A 19,980-nucleotide genomic window follows, 5' to 3' on the forward strand; every position below is an offset into this window, starting at 1 on the left:
CGCTATTGCGTCAGGCTCTGCGTCACATTCAACGGATTAGTTTGTTTTGGCGGCATAGCAGGGCTCAGCAACGCTGCCCCACTGCCGATAACGCTGATACAGCTGTTCATACTTGGCGGCTCTCGCCGGATCCGGCATCAGAGTGCGCTCCGTCGGGCTAGCCATGCTGGCCTGCGCATGAGGAATCGTCTCGTAAACTCCCGCAGCCACCGCGGCGAAAATGGCGGCTCCCAGCGCACAGCACTGATCGGAAGCCACAATCTGCAGCGGGCGATTCATCACGTCGGTACAGACCTGCATAATTACTGGAGACTTGCGGGCAATGCCTCCCAGCGCCAGCACGTTCTCTACCGGAATATTTTGCTCAACGAAGCACTCCATAATGGCGCGAGCGCCAAAGGCAGTTGAGGCAATAAAGCCGCCAAACAGGGTTGGCGCATCGGTGCCCAGATTCAGATCTGCTACTACTCCCTTTAGGCGCTGGTTGGCAAACGGCGTACGGCGACCGTTAAACCAGTCCAGCACCACCGGAAGGCGATCCAGAGAGGTTTCTTTTGCCCAGGCTTCCGTCAGCGCAGGCAGCAGCATGGATTCAACCTGCTTAAGGGAAGCGGCCATATCGGGATTCTGCTCTGCGGCATAGTTCAACGGCCACGCCAGCAGGCGGCTAAACCAGGCGTACATATCGCCAAAAGCGGACTGCCCGGCTTCCATACCGATAAGGCCGGGTACTACGCTACCGTCAACCTGACCGCAGATGCCTGCAATAGCGCGATCGCCAACCAGGCTTTCATCCGCCAGCAGAATATCGCAGGTTGAGGTACCAATCACTTTCACTAGCGTATAGGGCTGAGCCCCGGCGCCAACCGCCCCCATGTGGCAGTCAAATTCACCGCCGGAAATCACTACGTTCTCGGAAATACCGAGGCGCTGAGCCCACTCTTTACTGATTTTCCCAACCGGTTTCTCAGCGGTATGCGTGTCGGTAAACAGCGGATAATCAAGGTCGTTAACCAGAATAGGATCCAGCGCGCCCAAAAACTCCCGCGGCGGCAGCCCGTTCCAGTCCATATGCCACAGCGCCTTGTGCCCTGCGGCACAGCGGCTTCGCGTTACGCTTGCTGGCGCTTCAGTACCGGAGAGCAGCGCCGGCACCCAGTCACAAAGTTCGATCCATGAGACGGCGGCGTTACGCACCGCCGAGTCGGCTCTTGAAACGTGCAGAATTTTAGCCCAAAACCATTCGGAAGAGTAAACGCCGCCGATGTAGCGGGTATAGTCTTCAAACTGGCCTCCGTGGCACAGTCGGTTAATCTCTTCCGCTTCTTCGATAGCAGTGTGATCCTTCCACAGTACGAACATGGCGTTTGGGTTATTAGCAAACTCTGGCCGCAGTGCCAAAACTCGCCCTTCTCTATCAATAGGTGCAGGTGTAGAGCCTGTCGTATCCACGCCTATTCCAACGATACCTTCGCGCTGAGACGGCGTCAGCATCGCAACGACAACTTTGATTGCCGACTCCATGGATTCGATGTAGTCCAACGGATGGTGGCGAAACTGGTTGTCCGCCGGTTGGCAAAATAATCCCTGCTTCCAACGAGGATAGTAAACAACCTCGGTAGCCACTTCCGCACCGCTGGCGCAGTCTACGGCCAGCGCCCGAACAGAGTCACTGCCAAAGTCCAAACCGAGCGCGATGGTGTCTTTCGCCATGTAAACCTCTAGCGTCAAATAAAAGTAAAAAAGAAGAGTAAAAATAATTTGGGGATACCATAAGAAAAAGCGGCTATAGCGGCGAGGAGCCGTTGGCTAGATATATGCACAATATTGCTTTCTCTTTACAGATTGTGATCCAGCTCAAAATCGAAATACATCACTTTTTAACTGAATATATGAACTAAATTGCTGTAATTCTCATTTGTGATGGCGCTCTAATCTCTCATATGTTTTTACGTCTAATAATAAAGTCACGTTGTTAAAAATTTTGAAACTATCGGCTCAATATCCAGATAAATAGGTGAATCGATACAGGTCAACATTTTACAACTCAGGTACATCTCGCTGCATCACCCACTTTTATGACAGCTATTTTAGCTATACGGATACGAACAGGAGAGATAGACGATATGCATAAATTCACTAAAGCGCTCGCCGTGATAGGACTGTCTGCGATTATGTCACATTCAGCTATCGCTGAAACGATGAAGCTCGGCTTTCTTGTTAAGCAGCCTGAAGAGCCCTGGTTCCAGACAGAATGGGCATTCGCCGATAAAGCAGGTAAAGATCTTGGCTTTAGCGTCATCAAAATCGCCGTACCCGATGGAGAAAAAACCCTTAATGCCATCGACAGCCTTGCCGCCAGCGGTGCAAAAGGCTTCGTTATCTGTACTCCAGATCCTAAACTTGGCTCCGCCATTATGGCGAAAGCCAAGAGCTACAACCTGAAAGTCATCGCTGTTGACGACCAGTTTGTTAACGCCAAAGGCAAACCGATGGAAAGCGTGCCGCTAATTATGATGGCCGCAACAAAAATCGGCGAGCGCCAGGGGCAAGAGCTGTGGAAAGAGATGAACAAGCGCGGCTGGAACATTGCCGAAACGGGCGTGATGGCGATCACCTCAAACGAACTCGATACCGCTCGTCGCCGCACCTCCGGCTCAATGGCGGCACTGAAGGCCGCGGGCTTCCCCGAAAAGCAAATCTATCAAGTCCCTACTAAATCTAACGATATTCCCGGCGCCTTTGACGCTGCCAACTCTATGCTGGTGCAGCATCCTGAAGTGAAAAACTGGCTGATCGTCGGCATGAATGACAACACCGTTCTGGGCGGCGTGCGCGCAACCGAAGGGCAAAATTTCAAGCCTGAGAACGTTATTGGCATCGGAATCAACGGCGTTGACGCCGTTAACGAACTCTCCAAGTCTAGCGCAACCGGCTTCTACGGCTCACTGCTGCCAAGCCCAGACATCCACGGCTACAAGAGCATCGAAATGCTCTACAACTGGGAAACCAAAGGCGAAGAACCTGCTAAGTTTACTGAGGTCACCGACGTTGTGCTGATTACCCGCGACAACTTCAAAGTTGAACTTGAGAAGAAAGGGTTAGGGGGCAAGTGATCCTTTGGTGGGCAGGTCTCCCCTGTTCGCCCGATAAGGCACCCCAGCCATTACGTTGATAGTTGAAATGCGCCTGTCTTGCGGCCTTCTCGGCCGTCAAAACAGGCGCCACTGAGGAATCGACCTATGTCTGTGCAACAGTCTCCCTACATTGAATTTTGCGGCATCAGTAAAGCCTTTCCCGGCGTGCAGGCGCTATCGAACATTAGCTTTTCCTGTCACGCGGGGCAGATCCACTCGCTGATGGGGGAAAACGGTGCCGGTAAATCAACGCTGCTGAAAATTCTTAGCGGAAACTATACGCCGACCGAAGGCGAAATTCGGCTAAAGGGACAAACAGTCAACTTTAGCAATACGATGGATGCCCTGAACGCCGGTATCGCCATTATCTATCAAGAGCTGCACCTTGTGCCCGAAATGACAGTGGCGGAAAACATCTACCTCGGTCAGCTACCAACCAAGGCAGGTGGCATCGTTAATAAAAAGCTTCTTAACTTTGAGGCCCGCATTCAGCTAGAGCATCTGGGATTAGATATCGACCCAGACACGCCGCTAAAGTACCTGTCTATCGGCCAGTGGCAAATGGTGGAGATCGCCAAAGCGCTAGCGCGCAACGCCAAAGTGATAGCCTTTGATGAACCCACCAGTTCCCTCTCTGCCCGCGAGATCGACAACCTGTTTCGCGTGATCCGCGAACTTCGCGCCGAAGGGCGAGTGATCCTCTATGTTTCCCACCGCATGGAAGAGATTTTCGCACTGAGCGACGCTATCACCGTCTTTAAAGACGGCTGCTACATGAAAACATTTACTGATATTCCCAATCTTGCTCACGACGAACTGGTGCAAACCATGGTGGGCCGAGAGCTGGGAGATATTTACGGCTACAGCCCGAGGCCCCACGGCCCATTGCGCTTTGAGCTAAAAGACGTCAAAGCGCCTGGCGTGAAGCACCCCATCAGCTTTCAGGTTCGCCAAGGGGAAATCGTCGGCCTGTTCGGCCTGGTAGGCGCCGGACGCAGCGAGCTGCTTAAAGCGCTATTCGGCGCTACTCGCATTCAAGAAGGCACTGTCAGTCTTGATGGCCAACCTCTAAACATTCAGTCGCCAATAGACGGCATCACTCAAGGCATTATGCTCTGCCCGGAAGACCGTAAGGCTGAAGGCATCATTCCGGTGCACTCGGTGCGAGACAACATCAACATCAGCGCGCGTCGTAAAACGCTGTCTGCCGGATGTCTGATCAACGACGTTTGGGAGGCCAGCAACGCTGCCCTGCGTATTGATGAGTTAAACATCAAAACCCCGTCCGCCGAGCAGCTGATTATGAACCTTTCCGGCGGAAACCAGCAAAAGGCCATTCTCGGCCGCTGGCTTTCTGAAGAGATGAAAGTCATTTTGCTCGACGAGCCGACCCGAGGTATTGACGTCGGCGCTAAGCACGAAATTTATAACGTTATCTACGCACTGGCTAAAAAGGGGATCGCCGTGGTGTTCGCCTCAAGCGACCTGCCGGAAGTGCTTGGTCTCGCTGACCGCATTTTGGTCATGCGTGAAGGTGCCATCTCAGGCGAGCTTAGCCACGACGACGCCACCGAAGAAAAAGCTCTCAGTTTGGCCATGTTAACGACAGTCGCCAAAGCGGCTGCCTAAAAAAGGAATACGTCATGTCGACAATTACGCCTCCAACTACGTCTACGCCCTCATCTGTCAACATAAAACACAAGAGCGCGGGCGGCGGCGTCAGCCTTTCCCGCATTTGGGACAGCTACGGCATGCTGGTGGTCTTCGCCGTTTTATTTATCGCCTGCATGATTTTCGTCCCTAACTTCGCTTCCTGGATCAACATGCGTGGACTAGGACTGGCTATTTCCATGTCTGGCATGGTGGCCTGCGGCATGCTGTTTTGCCTGGCCTCTGGCGATTTTGACCTATCGGTCGCTTCCGTTATTGCCTGCGCTGGAGTAGCGACTGCTGTAGTCATTAACTATACCGAAAGCATTCTGCTTGGCATTGGCGCCGGGCTGCTGCTGGGGCTGGCATTCGGCCTGCTTAACGGTTTTGTCATTGCCAAACTCAAGATAAACGCGCTGATTACTACGCTGGCAACCATGCAGATCGCTCGCGGTCTAGCCTACATCATCTCTGACGGCAAAGCGGTCGGCATTGAAGAGGAAGGCTTCTTTGAGCTAGGTAACAGCAGCTGGTTCAGCGTGCCTGTGCCTATCTGGATCACGCTGTTCTGCTTTATTCTGTTCGGCTTTCTGCTCAACAAAACCACCTTCGGTAGAAATACGCTGGCGGTGGGGGGTAACGAAGAGGCTGCCCGACTGGCGGGGGTGCCTGTCGTGCGTACTAAAATCATTATTTTTGCCCTGACAGGCCTCATCTCAGCGGCAGCGGGCATCATTCTCGCATCGCGAATGACCAGCGGCCAGCCGATGACGTCTATAGGCTATGAACTTATCGTCATCTCCGCCTGCGTGCTGGGCGGCGTCTCCCTTAAAGGCGGTATCGGTAAAATTTCCTACGTCATTGCCGGGGTGCTGATTTTAGGCACGGTAGAAAACGCCATGAACCTGCTGAATATTTCTCCGTTCTATCAGTACGTGGTTCGCGGCCTGATCCTGCTTGCTGCCGTTATCTTCGACCGCTACAAGCAGTTGGCAAAACAGAAGGTCTAAAGGGTACACTAGGGCGCATACACCTTATCGGTTTGCGCCCGTTCTTATTACACACAGACAAACCGTCAGCCCTAGGAGTAAAGCGTGTACCAACGAATCGCCTCAGACTCGCAGCCAGACCCCCTACTGCCCGGCTACGCCTTTAATGCCTACCTAGTGGCGGGGCTTACGCCTATAGAAAAAGGAAGCCCGCTCGACTTCTTTATCGATCGCCCTAACGGTATGAAGGGATATATTCTGAACTTGACCACTAAAGGCCAGGGTCAGGTGCTTGAGGGAGAGGATGCTTTCTACTGTAACCCCGGCGATATGATGCTGTTTCAGCCTAAAGAGCCCCACTACTACGGACGGGCACCGGGCAGCTCATGCTGGTATCACCGCTGGATCTATTTTCGCCCCCGCGCCTACTGGGCCGACTGGCTGGAGTGGTACAGCCAAACGAACCGCATTGGTCGCCTGACGCTACACTCACAGGAACTGAGAGAAGAGTTTGAGCAGCTGTTTGTGTCGATTGAACAAACTCACCAGTCTGGTCGACGCCTGTCGGAAGAGCTGGCGATGAACCTGCTGGAAAGGCTGCTGTTGCGCTGCATTGAAGAAGACCCTCAGCTGCCGCAAAAAATCATGGATCCCAGAATTATTGAAGCCTGCCAGTACATGACCAGCAACCTGTCAGAAGACGTGCGCATCGAAGACATCGCCAACCACGTCTGCCTGTCACCATCGCGCCTCGCCCACCTGTTTCGCGAGCAGGTCGGCGTCAATATGCTGCGCTGGAGAGAAGACCAGCGGGTGATCCGCGCCAAGCTGCTGCTGCAAACAACTCAGGAATCTATTGCCAGCGTCGGGCGCATCGTCGGCTATGACGATCAGCTCTATTTCTCCCGCGTTTTCCGCAAGCGGGTTGGCGTTAGCCCTAGCGATTTTCGCCGTCGCAACCTAGCGCTGACTATGTACTCTGCTTCGGAGAACGAAGCGCTGGTTTAAACAATTCCAACTCTCATGCTTCTGGCCGCTCTTTTTTGGGCGGTCAATCCTCTTTTTATACATTTATCGATGGAAATGTGTCTTTAGGGCATCTCACCATAGCGATAGCCAACGTCGATACGCACTTTTTCATTTAAAATTCGAATAAAATAACATTCCTTAAATTATTTTATCGTTTCAGCATTTATATATAACTATGAATTCAGCATTGAAAAAGAAAAAATAAAATCTCGTATTGATTTACGATTTTATTTTTTCTTTTAATAAACCCAACAGGACAGCGATAAATAGGGAGGTCACCTCGCATCAACCCATATGATGCTAAATTGTGATCTTCATCTCAAATTAAAACAGCAGCGTTAGAATCCATATTTAAAGCAAAAAAATACATAACGGTTTTATCATTAAAACTCTACAGTCCTTTTGCGCAATGCCGGTTTCATCGGATTTCAGAAAGGATATGATAGCAACAGTGGGGAATTTTTCATTCGGTGAGTAAAGATTATGTAGCTAACTATTACATAGTCGAGCCCATTAATTATGGACTATTTTCACCTTTCGGTGCTTTATATTGCGCATTAAAACAGGCGGCATAGCGCCGTATTTTTATACGTTGTGATTTAAACCAACCTATTTTTTACCACCAAGCAGAGGTATGCGATGAGTAAAACGAATTTAAAAAAACTATTGTCGGCAAGCGTGCTGGGATTAATGGTCTGCGCTAGCTCGGCTATGGCAAAAGAGATTGAAGTCGTCAATATCTCTAAAGTTGCCGGTATGCCCTGGTTTAACCGCATGGGCGATGGCGTAGAGAAAGCGGGAAAAGATCTGGGTATCAAAGCCTATCAGATTGGCCCATCCAGCACCGATGCACCACAGCAGGTTAAAATCATTGAAGACCTGATCGCCAAAAAAGTCTCTGCTATCACTATCGTTCCTAACGACGCTGATGTACTTGAGCCGGTCTTCAAAAAAGCGCGCAGCCAGGGCATCGTCGTTCTGACTAACGAGTCCCCGGGGCAGCCGTCTGCCAACTGGGATGTTGAAATCATCGACAACCAGAAGTTCGCAGCCGATAACGTTGAAGAAATGGCGAAGGCCATGGGCGGTAAAGGCGGCTATGTTATCTACGTTGGCGGCCTGACTGTGCCTCAGCACAACCTGTGGGCAGACCTGTTCGTTAAGTATCAAAAAGAACACTATCCAGACATGTTTGAAGTGACCAGCCGTATGCCAGTCGCTGAAAACATCGATGACGCTCGTCGCACTACGCTGGATCTGATGAAAGCTCACCCTGACATGAAAGGCGTGGTTGCCTTTGGCTCTCAGGGCCCGATCGGCGCTGGCCGCGCGGTGAAAGAGAAGCGCGCTCGCGGTAAAGTCTTTGTCTTTGGCATGATGATCCCGTCTCAGGCGGCGTCTCTTATCAAGAGCGGCGATATCGCTATGGGCGTTACCTACGATCCGGGTACAGCTGGCTATGCGCTGACTGCCGTTGCCAACAAGATCCTGAAGGGTGAAGAAATCACCAAAGATCTGGAAATCCCAACCCTAGGCAAAGCTGATGTGGATATGGAAAAACGCATCATCAAATTCCATAACGTACTGCGCGTCACCAAAGACAACGTAGACAGCCTCTACTAAGTTCTTATCGCAGGCACCCGGCGTTAACCCGCGCCGGGTGTTTTTGCCATTCTGCTGTTTTAAGCGTCGGGCTCTTAACCATCCGACGCTTCTACTCTAAATAATTCGAGTTGCAGGAAGGCGACAAACGAGAGAATCCCAAGAGCTTACATAAGTAAGCGACTGGGGTAAGCGAGTGCAGTCAACGCATCTGCAGCTCGAATTATGACGAGTAGAGTGGGTTAATCCGTCTACAAGAGGTAATCATGAAGCCATTTATTTCACTGGCAAACATCAGCAAGACGTTCTACGGCGTCAAGGCTCTGGACAATCTGGCGCTCACTCTGCTGCCTGGAGAAGTTCACTGTCTGGCTGGGCAGAACGGCTGCGGAAAATCGACCCTGATAAAAATCATCTCCGGCGTCTATCAACCGGACGACGGTGCGAGCATCGAAATTGACGGTCGCCCCTACTCTCGCCTGTCCCCTGTGGACTCGGTCAAAGCGGGCGTTCAGGTTATCTATCAGGATCTTTCTCTATTCCCTAACCTAACGGTTGCCGAAAACATCGGTATTCATCAGTACCACAAAAAGGCCTGGGTTAACGGGGGAGAAATCCGCCGCATTGCCGAACAAACCGTTAAAAGCATCGGCGCCGAGTTAGATCTAGACGCCATGGTAGAAACGCTGCCTATCGCACAGCGCCAAATCGTTGCGATTTGCCGAGCGCTCGCGCAGGAAGCCCGGCTGATCATTATGGACGAGCCGACCGCCTCTTTAACCATGCAGGAAGTTAAAGGGCTGCTGAAAATGGTCCACGACCTGAAAAAGCGGCAAATTTGCGTGGTGTTTGTCAGCCATCGCCTTGACGAAGTGATGGACATTTCCGACCGCATTACCGTCCTCAAAGACGGCAAGCTTATCGGCACCTACCCTGCCGCAGAGATAGACAACAAAAAGCTGGCCTTCCTGATGACTGGCCAAGCGTTTTCCTACGAATGCCTGCCTCCGATTCAGCAGCAGGGTGAAGTGGCTCTAGAGGTGAAAAACCTGAGCCGCAGCAGTGAATACCGCAACGTTTCTCTGCGCGTGCATAAAGGGGAAATCGTCGCTGTGACCGGCCTGTTAGGCGCGGGGCGTACCGAGCTTTGCCTAAGCCTGTTTGGCCTTACTAAACCTGACTCTGGCGATATTCTAGTGGAAGGTAAGCCTGTTCACTTCTCCAGCAACCGCGACGCCATCAACGCAGGCATCGGCTACGTGTCGGAAGACCGCATGAGCACAGGGCTGGTGATGGAGCAGTCAATCAATGACAACATTATCTCCACCATCCTGTCGCGGTTAAAAACCGCGCTGAAGTTGATTAACAAAAGCAAGTCTGACGAGGTGGTAAACGGTCTGGTAAAACAGCTGACCATCAAAATCGGCAGCGTTAACCTGCCGGTCAACACCCTGTCAGGCGGGAACGCCCAGCGCGTCGCTATTGCCAAATGGCTGGCGATCAAGCCTAAGGTACTTATCCTCGACTCCCCTACCGTTGGTGTAGACATCGCCAACAAGGCAGGCATCTACCAAATCGTCTCTGCGCTGTCGGAAAACGGCATCGCTGTTCTGATGATTACGGATGAAATCGACGAAGCTTTCTTTAACAGCCACCGGATCCTAGTGATGCGTAAAGGCGAGCTAACGTCGGAATTCCTACCGGGAGAAACCACGGAGGCCGAGCTGGCAGAGGTAGTTAATGGTTAATAAATTCGGCATTAAAAAACACGAGATGTTCCTCGGCCTGACGATCCTCGTCATCGGAGGCTATCTTTCATTCGCTAGCCCTGACTTTATGACGCTGGGCAATGTTTACGATCTGGTTAATAACTACGCGATGCTGACCATTCTGGCCTGCGGTCTGTTCATCGTGTTAATTTCCGGCGGTATCGACATCTCGTTCCCGGCGATGACTATTATCTCCCAATACGTGATGGTTACGCTGATTCAAAACACCACCGGAAACTTTGCGCTAGCGTTCGCTATTAGCGGCGGCATTGGCCTGCTGCTTGGGCTTATTAACGCACTGTTGGTAAACCGGCTGAACGTACCGTCCATCATTATCACCATCTCAACGCTGAACATTTTCTACGGCCTGCTGCTGTACTTAACCAAGGGCGTTTGGCTGTACAGCTATCCAGAATGGTTTGAACACGGCGTCATGCTGTTTAAGTTCACCGCCGCTGACGGCTACGACTACGGGCTAAGCCTGCAGATCCTGACGGTCATTGCCGTGGTGGCGCTGACCGGCATCATCATGAACAAAACCAGCATCGGCCGCACCATTTACGCTATGGGCGGCAATAAAGAGGCCGCATCCCGCATGGGCTTCGGCATTCTAAAGCTGCAGATGTTCGTTTATGGCTATATGGGGCTGATGTCTGGCGTCGCCGGTGTGGTTCAATCCGCGACGGTTCTGACCGTTGCGCCGGACTCACTGCTCGGCTACGAGCTAACGGTTCTGGCGGCGGTGGTGCTGGGCGGCACCAGCATTGTCGGCGGGCGCGGTACACTGCTGGGCACCCTGCTGGGAGTTATCCTGCTGGCGGTGCTGCAAAACGGCCTTAATCTGCTCGGTATCTCTTCTTACTGGCATACCGTCGTTACCGGTCTGGTTATCGTCGTCAGCATCAGCATGACGGCCTGGAGCCAGCGTAAAAGTCAGGGAGTTGCGCTATGAGCGGCAGAAAAGTCAAAGACAACGTAGAGATTTACCTAAGCCTGCTAATTGGCGCAACCGTCGTCGCCTTCAGCTTTCTCATGCCCGGCGTCTTCTGGTCGGCGGCTAACTTCCAGTCTATCGCTTCCCAAATGCCGGTACTCGGCGTGCTGGCGTTAGCGATGGCAGTTACCATGCTGACCGGCGGCATCAACCTGTCGATTATCGCCACCATGAACGCCTGTGCGCTGGCAATGGCCTGGGTCGCAACCAACTATCCGCCGGACGCCTTCGGCATGTCGCTGATGCTGCTGGCAGGGCTTGCCATGGCGATGGTCATCGGCTTCGTCAACGGCTTTTTGATCGCCGTCGTTCGCGTGTCGCCGATTCTGGCCACGCTGGGGATCATGACGCTGCTTAACGGTATCAACATTCTGATCTCCAAGGGCTCGGCGATATCCAACTTCCCGGACTACATTCTGGTGATCAACAGCGCCAGCTTGCTGGGTATTCCGGTACCGCTGCTGGTGTTCTTGGCGGTAGTAGCCGTAATGTGGGTCATTCTGGAAAAATCGGCATTTGGGCGCACCGTTTACCTCATTGGCTCTAACGAGCAGGCCAGCCACTACTCCGGTATCAACACACGCAAAACGCTGATTTGGGTCTATATCCTCTCTTCCGTACTGTGCGTGATTGCCGGGCTGTTGATGATGTCCAAGCTTAACTCGGCTAAAGCGTCCTACGGTGAATCCTACCTGCTGGTGTCCATTCTGGCGGCAGTGCTGGGCGGGATTAACCCTGACGGCGGCTTTGGCAAGGTGTTCGGCATGGTGATGGCGCTGATCCTGCTGCAAATGCTGGAGAGCGGCCTGAACATTATGGGCGTGAGCAGCTATATTACGATGGCGCTCTGGGGCGGGCTGCTGCTGGCGTTTATTTTCCTGAAGGGGATAAATTTGTCGGGGCTGTTTGCCAAGTCCAATTAAGTTAATCTATTGGTCAGAGAACGGCGGGCAAATTGCCCGCCGTTTTATTTTTTTAAACTCCATTACAGTGTGAAAAACGCATCGATTTTCACACTGTCGCGTCTAGAGCATAAAGGTATAGTCTGATATAAAACAATTTCATTAAGATAATATTATTAATAGTCATTAGAAAGGATCTCGTATGTCCCCATCAAAGGCCGCGCTAGCCTCGCTAATTCTGGCGCTAGCCTGTAGTGCCCAGGCAAACATGCGCGCGGCGTTTAATTATATCGAAGCACCCTCTTCCCCACTAGCGCCGCCAAAAGCCTCTGTATCAATACCGCAGCTCATAGTGCAAAAAGAAACGCTGGATATTGACTGCGATGACAGCAGATGCTGGGTAGAAGCGGTTTACCATCTAACGTCAAGCGCCGACGCAATGCTTGAATTTGCTTTTATCATGCCCTCCAATACCCCCGTAGAGGCAAAAGTCGCAGGTCACTACAGCGCATCAAAAGTCACGTTAGAAAAAGAGGAAATTAATCAAAAGGAGTTGAAATATAGCTGTTCATCGTGGAGCCACTGCGCCGACAGTCTGCCGCTTTATCGGGCATCCTTTATTGGGAAAGTGTTCAAAGGCAAGAATACGGTTGAGGTCGCCTACTTTCAGCCTCTGACGCTACTGGAAAGGGACTACGGCTACTTCACCGACAGCCGCTATGTAGAAGTATTTATCTACGAATTAGCGCCGCTAAAAGAGTGGCAACTAGCCGACGACTTTACCCTTGACGTAACGCTGTCAGCGCTGCGTAAACGCCCTGAGAGGAACAAAGGCTGGAGCCTGTTCAGCTCGCGTTCTGTGAACTGTTTCCTTTCTGGTCAAAAAGTGGAAAAAGACGGTGACTACCTGAATTTGGCCGCAAGCCTTGATAAGAATTTTCCCAACACGCTGATTTGCAATATGGGAGACAGCGACCTGATAAAAGACAACTAGCAATCAATAGAAAAATATCAGGAGAGGTCGTTCACAAATCCCCGCCGAAGCGGGGTCAGACATCAGGATTAATCTCGGAAGTTGTTGAACTGGAACGGCTGCCCCAGCTCGGCACCCTTCACTAGGGCAATCACGCTTTGCAAATCGTCACGGGCTTTGCCGGTCACGCGCACCTGATCGCCTTGGATCTGAGCTTGCACCTTGATTTTGCTGTCTTTAATCAGCTTCACCAGCTTTTTGGCCATCTCACTTTCAATGCCCTGCTTAAGCTTGGCCTCTACGCTGTAGGTTTTACCGCTGTGCTCTATTTGCTCAGGGATATCCAACGCCGCGCCGTCAATACCGCGCTTGGCCAGCTTATCGCGCAGAATATCCAGCAGCTGCTGTACCTGAAACTCAGACTCGCTGGCGACCTTGATGGTTTCGTTTTTTTCATTTAGCTCAAAGCTGGCGGGCACGTTGCGAAAGTCCCAGCGGTTAGTCAGTTCACGGCTGGCGTTTTCTACGCCGTTGCGCACTTCCGGCATATCGACTTCAGACACAATATCAAAAGATGGCATACTCTCTTCCTTTTTCGTCGTATAACGCTTTTCATCATAGGTAATTTGTGCATGATAACCGTTATGTTCGCGCCTGCAAAATATCAGGCTAAATCTTTCCCGATAACGTTTCCCTATAAAGGAGTAAACCCATGGCACCTCGCGCTTTAGTCTGTCTGGCCCACGGCAGCGAAGAAATGGAAGCCGTCACTACTATCGACATTTTGGTCAGAGGCGGTGTTAACGTTACCACCGCAAGCGTAGAGGGGGACGGCTGTCTGGAAATCGTCTGTTCACGCGGCGTCCGCCTGCTGGCCGATCGCCCGCTGGTCGAAGTAGCCGATGAACAGTTTGACGCCGTGGTGCTACCCGGTGGCGTAAAGGGCGCGGAATGCTTTCGCGACAGCCCGCTGCTGGTCGAAAGAGTTCGCCAAACTCACCTTAGCGGCCACATTGTCGCCGCTATCTGCGCTGCCCCCGCGCTAGTGCTGGCCTATCACAACCTGTTCCCGGTCGGCAACATGGCGGTCTACCCCAGCTTTAAGTCCCAGATTCCGGAAAACCAGTGGATCGACCGCCGGGTTAACTTTGACGACCGGGTGAATCTGGTCACTAGCCAAGGGCCTGGAACCTCTATTGATTTTGGCCTCAAGCTGGTTGAACTGCTGGTAAGTCGGGAAAAGGCCGCTGAAGTGGCAGAACAGCTGATTGTAGCTCAGGGGATTTACGCGTATTTTTAGCGTCAAGATTAATGCAAGATCAGCACTTCTCTTCAATACGTCGCTGCTTTAGCCTAGATGTAGAAACGGCCAGCGACGTGCTGTATGGACAATCGTCACAATCCAGATGATACCTGCTTTATTATCTATTTGATAAACCATTCGGTAGTGTTCATGAGGAATCAATTCTCTTGTTCCCTCTATTTTCCCCTTCACACCTATCATCGGATATTTTACTAGCCTGACTACAGATTCGCTGAACAGTTCATCCAGATCAATCGCTGCTGTTGGATTTCTTTCTGACAAATACTCCCAAATAGCAATACGATCTAATAGTGCTTCTTTCGTCCATTGAACCTTCAAATTTTGCCTGCCAGCTTATTCCTTCGTGCAAGGAACATCTGTTCAACATCCTCATTACTTATACCTTCTCCTGCACGTATAGACTGTTGGCCACTCTCGACTTTCTTTGCTATGTAGTCATCATAATTCTGAGATTCTCGCTGCCGCTGTATATATTCTCGCATTAAATCTCGCATCACCTGCGAAGCAGGCCTGTGATTTGCCTTTGCGGCAGCCATAAAACTTTCACGCAGAGAAGGCTCCAATTTCATAGTGAATACGGCATCTTTAGGCATGATCTTTTCTCTGTCTGATTTCTTATACTGGCTAAGTATATACACTGTCATTACCTTTTACTCCTACCGTTTTTCATTGAAATAGCTGACATCTAGGCCATTAACTCTTGGTTACTAGCTGAAGCTATTCAATACCAGTTGACGAACAGAAAACACTATTGTCACTTGATTTCAATATGAGTCATAGCAGACATCCTCTATTTTGCGAGACATCACGAGACATAGCGTTCCGATAGAGCTTTTAGCCTTTTCACATACTCATTTCGTTTCATATCACCAATAAAAAAGGCTCGCCAAAGCGAGTAATGCCAGTCAGTTAAGCAACTGACTGGCAGTTTTTCTCCAGGCTTTACTGTATTTTTTTGGCCTTTCCTTTACCACTCTCGGGAAGGCTCGTTCTCTTCTCACTGGTAGCCTTACCAGTTGCCCCATGCTTTCAAGATCACGCATTAGCTCTGGGATACGCCCCGGCGAAGCGCCCTGTAGTGTCATCAGCATCCTCATCACCATTCCGCATGACTCCGAGAAGCTCAGTTGATTTGACCAGTAACCTTTCAGGCTTCCTGCCATTTTAATCATCTGATATCTCACAAGATTATAGGCCAGCAACACACCCCACAGCTCCTGCTCCACAAGCTCTGGCTTTTTACTTCTCAGCGTTAGCCTGCTCAGTTGCATCGTCTGTTTTATCTCCCGGTAACCCAGTTCGATTTCCCACCGATGGCTGTACAGGTCTGCCATCTCTCCACCCGGGAAGCGCATTGCATCCGTCATTGATGTCAGGAGATAGCAGGTTTTTCCTTTGCGGGTGAACGTCAGCAGTCGGGCCGTCATTTCTTCTCCCAGCTCCGGCCATTTTTTTCGTGCCTGTGGACTGGTTTTCAACCTTACCAGATGGTCGCCTTTACCCAACTTTCTCACTTCTTCGTATTGCGCACCCTTTCTCAGCGGTATCATCCAGTGCCGGTGCTCTCCCGCCTGATTCCAGGCATTCAACAGGCCAAGCGAGTAATAGCCTTTATCAAGCAGGGTCAGCGTATTATCGCCGGTCTGCTCTATCAGTTGCTCTGCGAGGACATTTTCACTCTCTTTCATCGTGCCGAAGGCGGCAGCAGTAAGCAGATGGCTGGTCAGTTCCATCTGGCAGACCATTTTTACCTGAGGATACATCCCCGGTTGTCCCGCAAAAGTCTGACGCGGGAAGGCGATATCATTTTCGGGTGTATCCTGCGTTCGCCAGACCACGCCATCCAGGGCTAGCAGAGTTAGACCGCACCAGTGCGGGTGTGTCGTGGCTCCATGCCAGAGCTGCGCGGTTTGTGTGAACACACGGCGAACAGCCTCGCTTCCCAGGCGCTGGCGGGCCTGGATTACGGCACTGGGGGCGACAAAGGGACGGTTGCCCGGCAGCATGATATCCAGCCGATTGACGATTTGGTGAAGCGGTTCTTTGCGTTCGAGAGCCATACCGACAATGCACCAGACCATCATTTCGAGCGGGAGACGACGTTTGCGCAGAGTGACGGAGCCAGATTCGGCAATGCAGCGGGAAATCAGTTCGGGGTCCAGAAAGTCACCCAGTGAAGTCATAGGGTTACGCAAAGAGTCGTAACGAGATACCAAATCAAGAGCCTGTCCGATGTGCATAAAAAATCCGGAAACGAGTGAACATTTCCGGATTCTTACACAACTACTGGAGCGGTCAATCGATCCTTAACTGATCAGCATTACTCGCCAAAGCGAGCCCCTTTCGTCATACCGGCAAAACCTACCTCGCCGCCCGATACACCTTCACGTTATTGAAGCCCTGCTCTTGCAGGTAAAGCGCCTGCAGGCGGCTCATCACGCCGCGTTCGCAGTAGAGCAGATAGGTTTTCGATCTGTCCAAATCGCCAAACGCGGTACCAAGCTTATAGAACGGAATGTGCTGGGTTTCAACACCCTCCAGCGCCAGCGGGCGGTTTTCTACTTCGTCCACTGAGCGAATATCGATAATCACATCGCTCGCGCTAAACGCCGCAACAGTCTCCACTTCAGCGACCTGTTCCTGTGCCTGCTCGGCGATCTGACGGATATCCATGTTGACTGCATTCGCCACGACGTTTTCAAGAATGCTAAAGTCAAACTTGGCCTCTTCTTCCTCGATCTTGGCCTTCACCGCCTTTACGGTCGGGCTTTTTGAGATCACGCCGCAGAACTCCGGCATGGTCTTGGCGAAGTCTTCAGTACCGATCTTGCGTGCAATATTGATGATGTGCTCTTTGTCGTGAGAAATCAGCGGACGCAGGATCAGCGTATCAGAAGCATTGTCAATCAGGCGCAGATTGGTCAGCGTCTGGCTGGACACCTGCCCCAGCGCTTCGCCGGTGACAATGGCCTGCACGCCGTAGCGCTCGGCCAGCGCCGAGGAGGCGCGCACCATCATGCGCTTGAGCACAACGCCCATCTGGCCGTCATCAACCTTTTCGAGGATCTCGCCAACCACTGGTGCAAAATCAACGGCTAAGAAACGCACCTTGTGGGAGCTGCCATAGCGGCTCCACAGGTAGTGTGCCACCTGCTTAACGCCAATCTCGTGGGTTGCACCGCCTAAGTTAAAGAAGCAGTAGTGTACACGGCAACCGCGGCGCATCAGCATATAGCTGGACACACCCGAGTCGAAGCCGCCGGAAATCAGCGACAGCACGTCTTCCTGTGAGCCAATGGGAAAACCGCCCAGCCCTTCGTAGCGAGCCTGGATCATAATCAGGCGATCGTCTTCAATTTCCAGACGCACCGTCACCTGTGGCGACGTCAGGTTGACCCTGGCGGATTCGATATGCTGATTCAAACCGCCGCCCACGTAGCGTTCTACGTCCTGAGAAGAAAACTCGTGCTTACCGCGGCGCTTAACCCGCACGCAGAAGCTTTTCCCTTCCAGCTGTTCCCGGTAGTTAGCCAGCGCCTGCTCGAAAATATTGTGCATGTCGCTATAGGGCTTCTCATCTACCTCTAGAATGTGGTGAATGCCGGGAATACGCACCAGCGCATCGCGCACTGTCGGCGCATCGGCCTCGTCTTTAATCCGGACTTCGATAAAATCCCAGTGACGAATGACGGCGCACTCTTCCAGACTTTGCCTGAGAACGTTGCGAATATTGCCGGTCAGCATTTTGATAAAGCGCTTGCGCACGGACTGGCTTTTAATCGTAATTTCGGGGAACAGCTTAATGATAAACTTCATGATCTTCGCGAATTGAATGGGTTAGATGGCTTAACGGGTCGTCGTTTTTAAGGCGAGCGTTTTTAGGGCGTGGATTATACACCCTGAAGGGGGCTAACGCATTAGTAATCAACACCAGAGCAAACCAGCAGCCGCTAGCTCGAACAGGACACCACTATCCCCTTCCCCTCGTCTGGAGGCGGCGCATCCAGCGACTCGAACTCTTTGGCATCCAGATAGGGATTAAGCAGGCTTCGATGCAAGAGAGACAGCGGCGCTACGTCGTCGCGCTCTGCACCTTCTATAGCCTGTTGCGCGAGATAATTACGCAGCACCCGGCGGGGGCTGGCGGCGCGGATGCTTTCTTGCCGCAGGGCATCGTCAACGTCTTCACGCCGCAGGCGCTCGCACCAGCGACGGTGCCAGTCATCAAAGGCGGCTCTATCAATAAAGTCGTCCCGCAGGGCAATCGACGAGCCGCTCTGCTCAATCTCAGACAGCCCGCGAAGCGTCAGCGTGTAGTCACGCCGCTCCTTTTCCATCAAATCTAACAGCGCGTTTAGCAGATCGCTGTCACCCTCTTCCCGTGTAAACAGCCCAAGCTTCGCCCGCATCCGCAGTCCGTATTCTTCCCTCAGTGCCGGCTCATAGGCCGCCAGCCCGGCCTGTAGCTGTTCAATGCTCATTATGCCTGAGAGTGCGTTAGCCAAACGGTGCAGGTTCCAGTAGGCAACTGAGGGCTGGGCGTGGAATGCATACCGCCCCTGATAGTCGCTGTGGTTACAGATAAAGCCGGACTGATAGTCATCCATAAAGCCGTAGGGACCGTAGTCAATAGTGATCCCCAGAATCGACATGTTGTCGGTGTTCATCACGCCGTGAGAAAAGCCAACCGCCTGCCAGGCGGCAATCAGCCTGCCGGTGCGTTCAGCTACGTCTTTAAACCAGAGGAAGTCGCGCTCTGACTCGTTAATCAATTCCGGCCAGTGGTGACACTGAACGTAGTCCAAAAACCGCCTAAGCTGTTCCTGCTGTCCGGTATAGAAAAAGTGTTCGAAGTGACCAAAACGAATGTGACTCGGCGCAATGCGCATCATCATGGAACCGCGCTCCACCGTTTCGCGGTAGACCGGCTCATCGCTTGCAACAATAGTCAGTGCGCGAGTAGTAGGGATCCCCAAACCGTGCAGCGCCTCAGAGGCGAGAAACTCCCTCACCGTAGAACGCAAAACTGCCCTACCGTCTCCCATTCGGGAGTAAGGGGTCAGCCCTGCGCCTTTTAAGTGCCAGTCCAGCCTGGTGCCGCTTTTGGTGACCTGCTCCCCCAGTAAAATGCCGCGCCCGTCCCCCAGTTGCCCTGCCCACGCGCCGAACTGATGACCGCTGTAAACCTGTGCCAGTGGCTGCATCCCCGGCAGCAGCGTCTCTCCAGCCCACACGCCTGAGTTTTCCGGCTCAAACAGCGCAGAAGGTAAATCCAGCTCTACCGCCAGCGGCTCGCTGTGGTACAGCAGCCGGGCGCCTTTAAGAGGCGTGGGTGACAGTGCTGTATAGCATCCCGGCAGTTCGTCAAAGTAGCTGTGAACAAATTGAGGCATTATTCTCTCTGCTTTTTCTAGGCATCTGAAAGCAGTGTAGAGCGCAAAGCCCATAATTAACACGGACGAAAAATAGGGAAATAGGCGGTAATTTCACTCTGAACCTACGGCGACGCAGGTTTAACGAAAGCGTAAAATGTTAAAATTATGTACAAGCGCACAATTTGACGGTTAACTCTGCTAACCCGAGGTGATTTAGTGGTAGACTCTGGCTCTGT

General features: G+C 52.1%; 17 protein-coding genes. 10 read left to right on the plus strand and 7 right to left on the minus strand.

What is annotated here, in order from left to right:
• Nucleotides 1–36: 36 nt before the first annotated feature.
• Nucleotides 37–1,713 (minus strand): ribulokinase, encoded by a 1,677-nt coding sequence (locus DQM29_RS11385; RefSeq protein ID WP_111740802.1) that lies wholly within the window; start codon nt 1,711–1,713, stop codon nt 37–39.
• Nucleotides 1,714–2,126: 413 nt separating this feature from the next.
• Between DQM29_RS11385 and DQM29_RS11390 the strand changes: the two genes are divergently transcribed.
• The 9 genes from DQM29_RS11390 to DQM29_RS11430 all read left to right on the plus strand — a co-directional run bounded on the left by DQM29_RS11390 (nt 2,127) and on the right by DQM29_RS11430 (nt 13,066).
• Entirely contained in the window at nt 2,127–3,116 is a 990-nt protein-coding gene (locus DQM29_RS11390; RefSeq protein ID WP_111740803.1) for an arabinose ABC transporter substrate-binding protein, read from the plus strand.
• A gap of 126 nt (nt 3,117–3,242) precedes the next feature.
• Nucleotides 3,243–4,766, plus strand: a complete 1,524-nt coding sequence (araG, locus tag DQM29_RS11395; protein ID WP_111740804.1) for an L-arabinose ABC transporter ATP-binding protein AraG — start codon at nt 3,243–3,245, stop codon at nt 4,764–4,766.
• Between the two features lie 14 nt (nt 4,767–4,780).
• Nucleotides 4,781–5,797: an L-arabinose ABC transporter permease AraH gene (araH, locus tag DQM29_RS11400; RefSeq protein WP_111740805.1), complete on the plus strand. Its 1,017-nt coding sequence runs from the start codon at nt 4,781–4,783 to the stop codon at nt 5,795–5,797.
• An 84-nt stretch (nt 5,798–5,881) separates the two neighbouring features.
• Nucleotides 5,882–6,784: an arabinose operon transcriptional regulator AraC gene (gene araC, locus DQM29_RS11405; RefSeq protein WP_111740806.1), complete on the plus strand. Its 903-nt coding sequence runs from the start codon at nt 5,882–5,884 to the stop codon at nt 6,782–6,784.
• Nucleotides 6,785–7,495: 711 nt separating this feature from the next.
• Nucleotides 7,496–8,428, plus strand: coding sequence for an autoinducer 2 ABC transporter substrate-binding protein (locus DQM29_RS11410; RefSeq protein WP_415270886.1), 933 nt, complete (start codon nt 7,496–7,498; stop codon nt 8,426–8,428).
• A gap of 245 nt (nt 8,429–8,673) precedes the next feature.
• Complete coding sequence (locus DQM29_RS11415) at nt 8,674–10,155, plus strand: sugar ABC transporter ATP-binding protein (protein ID WP_111740808.1); 1,482 nt, start codon at nt 8,674–8,676, stop codon at nt 10,153–10,155.
• Complete coding sequence (locus DQM29_RS11420) at nt 10,148–11,128, plus strand: ABC transporter permease (RefSeq protein ID WP_111740809.1); 981 nt, start codon at nt 10,148–10,150, stop codon at nt 11,126–11,128. The genes DQM29_RS11415 and DQM29_RS11420 overlap by 8 nt, the downstream gene beginning before the upstream one ends.
• On the plus strand, nt 11,125–12,093 hold the full coding sequence (locus tag DQM29_RS11425) for an ABC transporter permease (protein WP_111740810.1): 969 nt from the start codon (nt 11,125–11,127) through the stop codon (nt 12,091–12,093). Before DQM29_RS11420 ends, DQM29_RS11425 begins: the two co-directional genes overlap by 4 nt.
• Nucleotides 12,094–12,274: 181 nt before the next feature.
• The gene (locus DQM29_RS11430) at nt 12,275–13,066 is read left to right on the plus strand and encodes a hypothetical protein (protein ID WP_111740811.1); all 792 of its coding nucleotides are present in this window, start codon (nt 12,275–12,277) and stop codon (nt 13,064–13,066) included.
• 68 nt (nt 13,067–13,134) lie between these two features.
• On the opposite strand, the gene DQM29_RS11435 is transcribed toward DQM29_RS11430, so the two are convergent.
• Nucleotides 13,135–13,626 carry a YajQ family cyclic di-GMP-binding protein gene (locus DQM29_RS11435; protein WP_111740812.1) on the minus strand — a complete coding sequence of 164 codons (492 nt, stop codon included), beginning with the start codon at nt 13,624–13,626 and terminating at the stop codon, nt 13,135–13,137.
• Between the two features lie 131 nt (nt 13,627–13,757).
• Between DQM29_RS11435 and yajL the strand changes: the two genes are divergently transcribed.
• Complete coding sequence (gene yajL / locus DQM29_RS11440) at nt 13,758–14,345, plus strand: protein deglycase YajL (RefSeq protein ID WP_111740813.1); 588 nt, start codon at nt 13,758–13,760, stop codon at nt 14,343–14,345.
• Nucleotides 14,346–14,393: 48 nt separating this feature from the next.
• On the opposite strand, the gene DQM29_RS11445 is transcribed toward yajL, so the two are convergent.
• The 5 genes from DQM29_RS11445 to DQM29_RS11465 form a co-directional block, all read right to left on the minus strand.
• Complete coding sequence (locus DQM29_RS11445) at nt 14,394–14,687, minus strand: type II toxin-antitoxin system RelE/ParE family toxin (protein WP_111740814.1); 294 nt, start codon at nt 14,685–14,687, stop codon at nt 14,394–14,396.
• Nucleotides 14,684–15,013, minus strand: a complete 330-nt coding sequence (locus DQM29_RS11450) for a CopG family ribbon-helix-helix protein (RefSeq protein ID WP_232054902.1) — start codon at nt 15,011–15,013, stop codon at nt 14,684–14,686. The genes DQM29_RS11445 and DQM29_RS11450 overlap by 4 nt, the downstream gene beginning before the upstream one ends.
• A 261-nt stretch (nt 15,014–15,274) precedes the next feature.
• The gene (locus tag DQM29_RS11455) at nt 15,275–16,609 is read right to left on the minus strand and encodes an IS4 family transposase (RefSeq protein ID WP_111740815.1); all 1,335 of its coding nucleotides are present in this window, start codon (nt 16,607–16,609) and stop codon (nt 15,275–15,277) included.
• 121 nt (nt 16,610–16,730) lie between these two features.
• Nucleotides 16,731–18,185: a tRNA uracil 4-sulfurtransferase ThiI gene (gene thiI, locus DQM29_RS11460; protein ID WP_111740816.1), complete on the minus strand. Its 1,455-nt coding sequence runs from the start codon at nt 18,183–18,185 to the stop codon at nt 16,731–16,733.
• A 134-nt stretch (nt 18,186–18,319) separates the two neighbouring features.
• Nucleotides 18,320–19,762: a protein adenylyltransferase SelO gene (locus DQM29_RS11465; RefSeq protein WP_111740817.1), complete on the minus strand. Its 1,443-nt coding sequence runs from the start codon at nt 19,760–19,762 to the stop codon at nt 18,320–18,322.
• Nucleotides 19,763–19,980: the final 218 nt, after the last annotated feature.

The organism is Leminorella richardii, assembly GCF_900478135.1.
GTDB lineage: Bacteria > Pseudomonadota > Gammaproteobacteria > Enterobacterales > Enterobacteriaceae > Leminorella > Leminorella richardii.

Coding starts and splice junctions, on each gene's coding strand:
- DQM29_RS11415 (WP_111740808.1), top strand. CDS start 8,674: ATGAAGCCATTTATTTCACTGGCAAACATCAGCAAGACGTTCTACGGC.
- DQM29_RS11465 (WP_111740817.1), bottom strand. CDS start 19,762: ATGCCTCAATTTGTTCACAGCTACTTTGACGAACTGCCGGGATGCTAT.
- DQM29_RS11435 (WP_111740812.1), bottom strand. CDS start 13,626: ATGCCATCTTTTGATATTGTGTCTGAAGTCGATATGCCGGAAGTGCGC.
- DQM29_RS11450 (WP_232054902.1), bottom strand. CDS start 15,013: ATGACAGTGTATATACTTAGCCAGTATAAGAAATCAGACAGAGAAAAG.
- DQM29_RS11455 (WP_111740815.1), bottom strand. CDS start 16,609: ATGCACATCGGACAGGCTCTTGATTTGGTATCTCGTTACGACTCTTTG.
- DQM29_RS11425 (WP_111740810.1), top strand. CDS start 11,125: ATGAGCGGCAGAAAAGTCAAAGACAACGTAGAGATTTACCTAAGCCTG.
- araH (WP_111740805.1), top strand. CDS start 4,781: ATGTCGACAATTACGCCTCCAACTACGTCTACGCCCTCATCTGTCAAC.
- DQM29_RS11430 (WP_111740811.1), top strand. CDS start 12,275: ATGTCCCCATCAAAGGCCGCGCTAGCCTCGCTAATTCTGGCGCTAGCC.
- DQM29_RS11385 (WP_111740802.1), bottom strand. CDS start 1,713: ATGGCGAAAGACACCATCGCGCTCGGTTTGGACTTTGGCAGTGACTCT.
- araG (WP_111740804.1), top strand. CDS start 3,243: ATGTCTGTGCAACAGTCTCCCTACATTGAATTTTGCGGCATCAGTAAA.
- yajL (WP_111740813.1), top strand. CDS start 13,758: ATGGCACCTCGCGCTTTAGTCTGTCTGGCCCACGGCAGCGAAGAAATG.
- DQM29_RS11410 (WP_415270886.1), top strand. CDS start 7,496: ATGGTCTGCGCTAGCTCGGCTATGGCAAAAGAGATTGAAGTCGTCAAT.
- DQM29_RS11390 (WP_111740803.1), top strand. CDS start 2,127: ATGCATAAATTCACTAAAGCGCTCGCCGTGATAGGACTGTCTGCGATT.
- DQM29_RS11420 (WP_111740809.1), top strand. CDS start 10,148: ATGGTTAATAAATTCGGCATTAAAAAACACGAGATGTTCCTCGGCCTG.
- thiI (WP_111740816.1), bottom strand. CDS start 18,185: ATGAAGTTTATCATTAAGCTGTTCCCCGAAATTACGATTAAAAGCCAG.